We start from the raw sequence: 9,100 nt of genomic DNA, 5'->3' as shown, positions 1-9,100 counted from the left end.
GTCTGGGTGTTGCGAGGACCGCTAGATCCCAAGGGGTGCCGGGGGCCTCGTCGTTGCTGGTGCTTAGCGGTACGACCCGAAGTCGAAGTCGTCCAGCGGCACCGCCTGGCCGCTGGCCGGCCCGAAGCCGTAGTCGGTCTCCGGGTAGCCGGTCATCGAGTAGACCTTGGCCTTCGCCTCCTCGGTCGGCTCGACCCGGACGTTGCGGTACTTGCTGATGCCCGTACCGGCCGGGATGAGCTTACCGATGATCACGTTCTCCTTGAGGCCGATCAGCGAGTCGCTGCGGGCGTGGATCGCCGCGTCCGTCAGCACCCGGGTGGTCTCCTGGAAGGAGGCCGCCGACAGCCAGGAGTCCGTGGCCAGCGAGGCCTTGGTGATACCCATCAGCACCGGGCGACCCGCCGCGGGCTCGCCGCCCTCGGACACGAGCCGGCGGTTCTCCGACTCGAAGAGCGCCCGGTCGACCAGCACGCCCGGCAGGAACTCGGTCGAGCCGGAGTCGATGACCGTCACCCGCTTGAGCATCTGGCGGATGATGATCTCGATGTGCTTGTCGTGGATGAGCACACCCTGCGAGCGGTAGACCTCCTGGACCTCCTGGGTCAGGTGGACCTGGACCGCGCGCGGGCCGAGGATGCGCAGCAGCTCGTGCGGGTCGATGGTGCCCTCGGTGAGCTTCTCGCCGACCTCGACGTGGTCCCCGTCGTGGGCCCGCAGCCGGACCCGCTTGGAGATCTTGTCGTAGACGATCTCGTCGCTGCCGTCGTCCGGCACCACGATGATCTTCCGCGACCGCTCGCCGTCCTCGATCCGGATCCGACCCGGGGTGTCGGCGATGGGCGCCTTACCCTTCGGGACCCGGGCCTCGAAGATCTCCTGGACCCGGGGCAGACCCTGGGTGATGTCCTCACCCGCGACACCACCGGTGTGGAAGGTACGCATCGTCAGCTGCGTACCCGGCTCACCGATCGACTGGGCGGCGATGATGCCGACCGCCTCGCCGACGTCCACCGTCTTGCCGGTCGGCAGCGAGCGGCCGTAGCACGCACCGCAGACGCCCAGCTTCGACTCGCAGGTGAGCACGCTGCGCACCCGGACGCTCTCCACCCCGGCCGCGACGATCCGGTCGACCAGGATCGAGTTGATGTCCTGACCCCGCTCGGCCACCACGGTGCCGTCCGGCCCCTTGATGTCGTCGGCCAGGGTACGGGCGTGCACGCTGGTCTCGGCGTGCTCGTGCACGACCAGCTTGCCGTCGAGCCGCTCGCCGATCTGCATCGGGATGGCGCGGTCGGTGCCGCAGTCCTCCTCGCGGATGATGACGTCCTGCGAGACGTCCACCAGACGCCGGGTCAGGTAACCCGAGTCGGCGGTACGCAGGGCGGTGTCCGCGAGACCCTTACGGGCACCGTGCGTGGAGATGAAGTACTCCAGCACGGACAGACCCTCCCGGTACGAGGCCTTGATGGGCCGCGGGATGATCTCGCCCTTCGGGTTGGCCACCAGACCACGGATCGCCGCGATCTGCCGGAGCTGGAGCAGGTTACCGCGGGCACCCGAGTTGATCATCTTCCACAGCGGGTTCTCCTGCGGCAGCGCGGTGTCCATCTCCTTGGCGACCTCGTTGGTCGCCTTGGTCCAGATTTCGATGAGCTCGCCGCGGCGCTCCTCGGCGGTCATCAGACCACGCTGGTACTGCTTGTCGATCCGGTCGGCTTCCTTCTCGTACCGCTCCAGGATCTCCCGCTTGCGTGGCGGAGCGATGACGTCCTCCATGCCGATGGTGACGCCGGACCAGGTGGCCCAGTGGAAACCGGCCTCCTTGAGTCCGTCGAGGGTGGCCGCGAGAGCCACCTTCGGGAAGCGCTCCGCGAGGTCGTTGACGATCGCGGAGAGCTGGCCCTTGCGGATCTCGTAGTTCACGAAGCGGTAGCCCGGCGGCAGCGTCTCGTTGAACAGGACCCGGCCCAGGGTGGTCTCCACCGTCACCGGCTCGCCCTCGACCCAGCCCTCGGGCGCGACCCACGGCTCGGCGCCGGCGCCGTTGTCGACCCCGACGACGTCCCGCAGCCGGATCTTGACCGGAGCCTGCAGGTGCAGCTCGCCGTTGTCGAACGCCATCCGCGCCTCGGCGTCCGAGCTGAACGCCCGGCCCTCACCCTGGCCACCCGGAGTCAGGTGGGTGAGGTGGTAGAGGCCGATGACCATGTCCTGGGTGGGCATGGTGACCGGCTTGCCGTCGGCCGGCTTGAGGATGTTGTTCGACGACAGCATCAGGATCCGCGCCTCGGCCTGGGCCTCGGCGGACAGCGGCACGTGCACCGCCATCTGGTCACCGTCGAAGTCGGCGTTGAACGCGGTGCAGACCAGCGGGTGGATCTGGATGGCCTTGCCCTCGACCAGCTGCGGCTCGAAGGCCTGGATGCCCAGCCGGTGCAGGGTCGGCGCCCGGTTCAGCAGGACCGGGTGCTCGCCGATGACCTCTTCCAGCACGTCCCACACGACCGGCCGCTGCCGCTCGACCATCCGCTTGGCGGACTTGATGTTCTGCGCGTGGTTGAGGTCGACCAGCCGCTTCATCACGAACGGCTTGAACAGTTCCAGCGCCATCTGCTTGGGCAGGCCGCACTGGTGCAGCTTGAGCTTCGGGCCGACCACGATGACCGAACGGCCGGAGTAGTCGACGCGCTTGCCCAGCAGGTTCTGGCGGAACCGGCCCTGCTTGCCCTTGAGCATGTCGGACAGCGACTTCAGCGGGCGGTTACCCGGACCGGTGACCGGCCGGCCGCGGCGACCGTTGTCGAACAGCGCGTCGACGGCCTCCTGGAGCATCCGCTTCTCGTTGTTGACGATGATCTCGGGCGCGCCGAGGTCGATCAGCCGCTTGAGGCGGTTGTTCCGGTTGATCACCCGGCGGTACAGGTCGTTCAGGTCGGAGGTCGCGAAGCGGCCACCGTCCAGCTGCACCATCGGACGCAGGTCCGGCGGGATGACCGGGACGCAGTCCAGCACCATGCCGAGCGGCGAGTTGCGGGTGTTCTGGAACGCCGCGACGACCTTCAGCCGCTTGAGCGCCCGGATCTTCCGCTGGCCCTTGCCGGTGCGGATGGTCTCGCGCAGGCTCTCGGCCTCGGCGTCGAGGTCCATGTTCTGGACCAGCGCCTTGATGGCCTCGGCGCCCATGGCACCGGTGAAGTACTCGCCGAAGCGGTCGCGCAGCTCGCGGTAGAGCAGCTCGTCGGTGACCAGCTGCTTGGGCTCGAGCTTGCGGAAGGTGTCGAGGACCTCGTCGAGGCGGTCGATCTCGCGCTGGGCCCGGTCGCGGATCTGGCGCATCTCGCGCTCGCCGCCCTCCTTGACCTTGCGCCGGACGTCCGCCTTCGCGCCCTCGGCCTCCAGCTCGGCCAGGTCGGCCTCGAGCTTGGCGGCCCGCTTCTCGATCTCCGAGTCGCGGCTGTTCTCGGCCTGCCGCTTCTCGGCCAGGATCTCGTTCTCGATCGTCGAGAGGTCACGGTGACGCGCCTCGGCGTCCACGCTCGTCACGACGTACGAGGCGAAGTAGATGATCTTCTCGAGGTCCTTCGGGGCGAGGTCCAGCAGGTAGCCCAGCCGGCTCGGCACGCCCTTGAAGTACCAGATGTGGGTCACCGGAGCGGCCAGCTCGATGTGACCCATCCGCTCCCGGCGAACCTTGGAGCGGGTCACCTCGACGCCGCAGCGCTCGCAGATGATGCCCTTGAAGCGGACCCGCTTGTACTTACCGCAGTAGCACTCCCAGTCCCGCTGCGGACCGAAGATCTTCTCGCAGAAGAGCCCGTCCTTCTCCGGCTTCAGGGTGCGGTAGTTGATGGTCTCGGGCTTCTTGACCTCGCCGTGGGACCACTGACGGATGTCGTCGGCGGTGGCGAGGCCGATGCGCAGCTCGTCGAAGAAGTTGACGTCGAGCACTATGTCCCCTATGTCGTCGTCTGTACTGCCTAGCTAACGGGCAGGTTCGGGGGCCGGCGAACCGGCCCCCGAACCATCACCTCAGACCTCTTCGACCGAGCTCGGCTCGCGCCGGGACAGGTCGATGCCCAGCTCCTCCGCGGCCCGGAACACCTCGTCGTCGGTCTCGCGCATCTCCAGGGCCACGCCGTCGCTGGACAGCACCTCGACGTTGAGGCACAGCGACTGCAGCTCCTTGAGCAGCACCTTGAACGACTCGGGGATGCCCGGCTCGGGGATGTTCTCGCCCTTGACGATCGCCTCGTAGACCTTCACCCGGCCGAGGACGTCGTCGGACTTGATCGTCAGCAGCTCCTGCAGGGCGTACGCGGCGCCGTACGCCTGCATCGCCCAGCACTCCATCTCACCGAAGCGCTGGCCACCGAACTGCGCCTTACCACCCAGCGGCTGCTGCGTGATCATCGAGTACGGGCCGGTCGACCGGGCGTGGATCTTGTCGTCGACCAGGTGGTTGAGCTTCAGGATGTAGATGTAGCCGACCGCGATCGGGTCCGGCAGCGGCTCGCCGGAGCGACCGTCGAACAGCCGCGCCTTGCCGGTACGCCCGATCAGCTGGTCGCCGTCCCGGTTGGGCAGGGTCGACTCGAGCAGGCCGGCGATCTCCTCCTCGCGGGCACCGTCGAAGACCGGGGTGGCCACGTTGGTGTCCGGCTCGGACTCGTGCGCGTCGATCGAACGGAGCTGGCGCTTCCACTCCTCGTCGTCGCCCTGGACGCTCCAGCCGGTCTTGGCCACCCACCCGAGGTGGGTCTCCAGGACCTGGCCGATGTTCATCCGGGACGGCACGCCGAGCGGGTTCAGCACGATGTCGACCGGGGTGCCGTCCTCCAAGAACGGCATGTCCTCGATCGGCAGGATCTTGGAGATGACACCCTTGTTGCCGTGGCGGCCCGCGAGCTTGTCACCGTCCTGGATCTTGCGCTTCTGGGCCACGTATACCCGGACCAGCTCGTTGACGCCCGGGGGCAGCTCGTCGCCGTCCTCGCGGGAGAAGGTGCGCACGCCGATGACCGTGCCGGTCTCACCGTGCGGCACCTTCAGCGAGGTGTCCCGGACCTCGCGCGCCTTCTCGCCGAAGATCGCGCGGAGCAGCCGCTCCTCCGGGGTCAGCTCGGTCTCACCCTTCGGGGTGACCTTGCCGACCAGGATGTCGCCGGGGACGACCTCGGCGCCGATCCGGATGATCCCGCGCTCGTCGAGGTCGGCGAGCATCTCCTCGCTGACGTTCGGGATGTCGCGGGTGATCTCCTCCGGGCCGAGCTTGGTGTCCCGGGCGTCGACCTCGTGCTCCTCGATGTGGATCGAGGTGAGCACGTCCTGCTGCACGAGGCGCTGCGACAGGATGATCGCGTCCTCGTAGTTGTGGCCCTCCCAGGTCATGAACGCCACGAGCAGGTTGCGCCCGAGCGCCATCTCGCCCTCGTCGGTGCACGGACCGTCGGCGATGACCTGACCGGCCTCGACGCGGTCGCCCTCGAAGACGACCGGCTTCTGGTTGACGCAGGAGCCGGCGTTGGAGCGGCGGAACTTGTGCAGCAGGTACGTCCGGCGGTGGCCGTCGTCCTGGTGGACGGTGATGTAGTCGGCGCAGAGGTCCTCGATCACACCGCCGACCTCGGCGACGACGACGTCACCGGCGTCCACGGCCGCGCGGTACTCCATGCCCGTACCGACCAGCGGCGACTCGGCCTTGACCAGCGGCACCGCCTGGCGCTGCATGTTCGCGCCCATGAGCGCACGGTTGGCGTCGTCGTGCTCGAGGAACGGGATCATCGCGGTCGCCACGGAGGTCATCTGCCGCGGCGACACGTCCATGTAGTCCACGGCCTCCGGCGGCACGTCCTCGGTCTCGCCGCCCTTACGGCGGACCAGGACGCGGTCCTCGGCGAACGACCCGTCGGACTTCAGCGGGGCGTTGGCCTGCGCCTTGACGAACCGGTCCTCCTCGTCCGCGGTCAGGTAGTCGATCTGGTCGGTGACCCGACCGTTGACGACCTTCCGGTACGGCGTCTCGATGAAGCCGAACGGGTTGACCCGGGCGAAGGTGGACAGGGCGCCGATCAGACCGATGTTCGGGCCTTCCGGCGTCTCGATCGGGCACATCCGGCCGTAGTGGGACGGGTGCACGTCGCGGACCTCGAAGCCGGCCCGCTCCCGGGACAGACCACCCGGGCCGAGCGCGCTCAGCCGGCGCCGGTGGGTCAGGCCCGCCAGCGGGTTGGTCTGGTCCATGAACTGGGACAGCTGCGACGTACCGAAGAACTCCTTGATCGCCGCCACCACCGGGCGGATGTTGATCAGGGTCTGCGGCGTGATCGCCTCGACGTCCTGGGTGGTCATCCGCTCACGAACGACCCGCTCCATCCGGGACAGGCCGACCCGGACCTGGTTCTGGATCAGCTCACCCACCGTACGCAGGCGACGGTTGCCGAAGTGGTCGATGTCGTCGGCCTCGTAGCCCTCCTCACCGGCGTGCAGCCGGCAGAGGTATTCCACGGTGGCGACGATGTCGTCCTCGGTCAGCGTGCCGGTGGTGATCGGCACGTCCAACTCGAGCTTCTTGTTGAACTTGTAACGACCGACCTTGGCGACGTCGTACCGCTTCGGGTTGAAGAAGAGGTTGTCCAGCAGGGTCTGGGCGTTCTCGCGGGTCGGCGGCTCGCCCGGGCGGAGCTTCCGGTAGATGTCGAGCAGCGCCTCGTCCTGGCCGGCGATGTGGTCCTTCTCGAGCGTGGTCATCATCAGCTCGGACCAGCCGAACTTCTCGCGGATCTGCTCCGCGGACCACCCGATGGCCTTGAGCAGGACGGTGACGGCCTGCCGGCGCTTGCGGTCGATGCGGACGCCGACCGTGTCGCGCTTGTCGATGTCGAACTCCAGCCAGGCACCCCGGCTCGGGATGACCTTGACGCTGGAGAGGTCGCGGTCGGAGGTCTTGTCCGGCTGCTTGTCGAAGTAGACGCCCGGCGAACGGACGAGCTGGCTGACCACGACGCGCTCGGTGCCGTTGATGATGAAGGTGCCCTTCGGCGTCATCATCGGGAAGTCACCCATGAACACCGTCTGGCTCTTGATCTCGCCGGTGGTGTTGTTGGTGAACTCCGCGGTCACGAACAGCGGGGCGCAGTAGGTCAGGTCCTTCTCCTTGCACTCCTCGATCGAGGCCTTGACCTCGTCGAAGCGCGGAGCCGAGAAGGAGAGCGACATGGTGCCGGAGAAGTCCTCAATGGGACTGATCTCGTCGAGGATCTCCGCGAGACCCGAGCGTGCGTGCGGGTCGTCCGCCGACCGGCCCTGCCAAGCCTCGTTGCCGACGAGCCAGTCGAAGGACTCGTTCTGGATGGCGAGGAGGTTGGGGACCTCGAGGTGTTCGGTGATCCTGCCGAAAGAAACTCGGCGGGGCGCAAAAGCGCTCGACGTACGACTGGTCTTCGCAGGGCGGGAAGCTGCCAAGATGCGTCCTTCCGAGGACCGGTGCTGCAGAACGGCTGGTACGCGTGCACTCCAATGACCCCACCAGAAATATCCGCAAACGGACATTTCCGAGCAGGGGTCAATTCGGAAGGCAGCGCAAACTAGCAGTGTAGCCGAGAGGCTAACCGCTGTCCAGCCCACCCCGCAGGTCGTCGCGGAACTTGCCTCGGGACCTCGAAAACCAGGTCTACCGGGCCGCTCGGAACGCGACGCTCCTGCCGGGCCGCTCGGGTGTCACGGCGATGGTGCTGCCGCCGCCATTACCCGAGAGGTGGCCGTTGCAAGCGCGGAAGGTCTTGCTGGTGTCAGCGTGCCTGGCAGCCCGGTGCCGCGTCAAGGGCCGGTTACTGCTCGGGGTGTCTTTCCCTCCGACGGGCTACCGGCAGGCGCCACTGTGAAACCGGCGCGAACGACCTGTACGCCCTGCTCACGCCGCTGCCACCGGGTGCCACCATGCACAGCGGGCGGCGATCCGTTTCCGGATCACCGCCCGCCGCGACGCGGTGTGCCCCGGCTCACGTGAGCCGGACGCGCGTCAGGTCAACGCAAGGTCACTTGAGGGTGACCTTGGCGCCCTCGCCCTCGAGCTTGGCCTTGGCCTTCTCGGCGGTCTCCTTGTTGACCTTCTCCAGGACCGGCTTCGGCGCGGCCTCGACCAGGTCCTTGGCCTCCTTCAGGCCCAGGCCGGTCAGCTCACGCACGACCTTGATGACCTGGATCTTCTTGCCACCGTCGGCGTCGAGGATGACGTCGAACTCGTCCTTCTCCTCCTCGGCCGGGGCGGCCGGGCCACCGGCAACCGGGCCCGCGGCCACGGCGACCGGAGCGGCGGCGGTGACCTCGAAGGTCTCCTCGAACTGCTTCACGAACTCGGAGAGCTCGATCAGCGTCATCTCCTTGAACGCGTCGAGCAGCTCGTCGGTGCTGAGCTTCGCCATGTCTGGCGTCCTTTCCTAAGGGTTTGACTAAGAACGTGGGTGCGCCGCGGGGCCTCAGGCCGCCTCGGCGCCCTCCTTCTCGCGCTTGTCCTGCAGGGCGGCCGCCAGACGCGCGGTCTTGGCGAGCGGAGCCTGGAACAGGGCCGCAGCCTTGCTCAGGTTGCCCTTCATGGCGCCGGCCAGCTTCGCCAGCAGCACCTCGCGGGACTCCAGGTCGGCGAGCTTCGTGACCTCGGCCGCGGAGATGGCCTTGCCCTCGAAGACACCGCCCTTGATGACGAGCTTCGGGTTGGCCTTCGCGAAGTCGCGAAGCCCCTTCGCCGCCTCGACGACGTCGCCCGAAACGAAAGTCAGCGCGGTAGGACCGGAGAACAGCTCGTCGAGGCCGGAGATGCCCGCCTCGGTCGCCGCACGCTTGGCCAGCGTGTTCTTCGCGACCGTGTAGCTGGTCTCCTTGCCGAGCGAGCGCCGCAGCTGGGTGAGCTGGGAAACCGTGAGCCCGCGGTACTCGGTCAGCACGGTCGCCCCCGCGTTGCGGAAGCTCTCGGTCAGCTCGGCGACGGCCGTGGCCTTGTCGGCCCGGATCGGCTTGTCCGCCATGTCCCTCCTCTCTCGTTGCTCGGAGCTGGTACGCCGGCGACGAGCGGACGCTCGCGACGGCGGCGGAGGCATCACGA

4 protein-coding genes are annotated in these 9,100 nt (G+C 67.8%); all 4 read right to left on the bottom strand.

All coding sequences use genetic code 11. The features are described 5' to 3' along the window. Window positions 1-63: 63 nt before the first annotated feature. On the bottom strand, window positions 64-3,951 hold the full coding sequence (locus A6A27_RS26365; RefSeq protein ID WP_073837342.1) for a DNA-directed RNA polymerase subunit beta': 3,888 nt from the start codon (window positions 3,949-3,951) through the stop codon (window positions 64-66). 81 nt (window positions 3,952-4,032) lie between these two features. After that, window positions 4,033-7,464, bottom strand: coding sequence for a DNA-directed RNA polymerase subunit beta (gene rpoB, locus A6A27_RS26360; RefSeq protein ID WP_073837341.1), 3,432 nt, complete (start codon window positions 7,462-7,464; stop codon window positions 4,033-4,035). Window positions 7,465-8,036: 572 nt separating this feature from the next. After that, window positions 8,037-8,423, bottom strand: a complete 387-nt coding sequence (gene rplL / locus A6A27_RS26355) for a 50S ribosomal protein L7/L12 (protein ID WP_073837340.1) — start codon at window positions 8,421-8,423, stop codon at window positions 8,037-8,039. 54 nt (window positions 8,424-8,477) lie between these two features. After that, window positions 8,478-9,023 carry a 50S ribosomal protein L10 gene (gene rplJ / locus A6A27_RS26350; RefSeq protein ID WP_073837339.1) on the bottom strand — a complete coding sequence of 182 codons (546 nt, stop codon included), beginning with the start codon at window positions 9,021-9,023 and terminating at the stop codon, window positions 8,478-8,480. Window positions 9,024-9,100: the final 77 nt, after the last annotated feature.

The sequence above is a fragment of the Micromonospora sp. CB01531 genome (assembly GCF_001905095.1).
Taxonomy (GTDB): domain Bacteria; phylum Actinomycetota; class Actinomycetes; order Mycobacteriales; family Micromonosporaceae; genus Micromonospora.
This window is presented reverse-complemented; position numbering and strand designations above follow the sequence as displayed.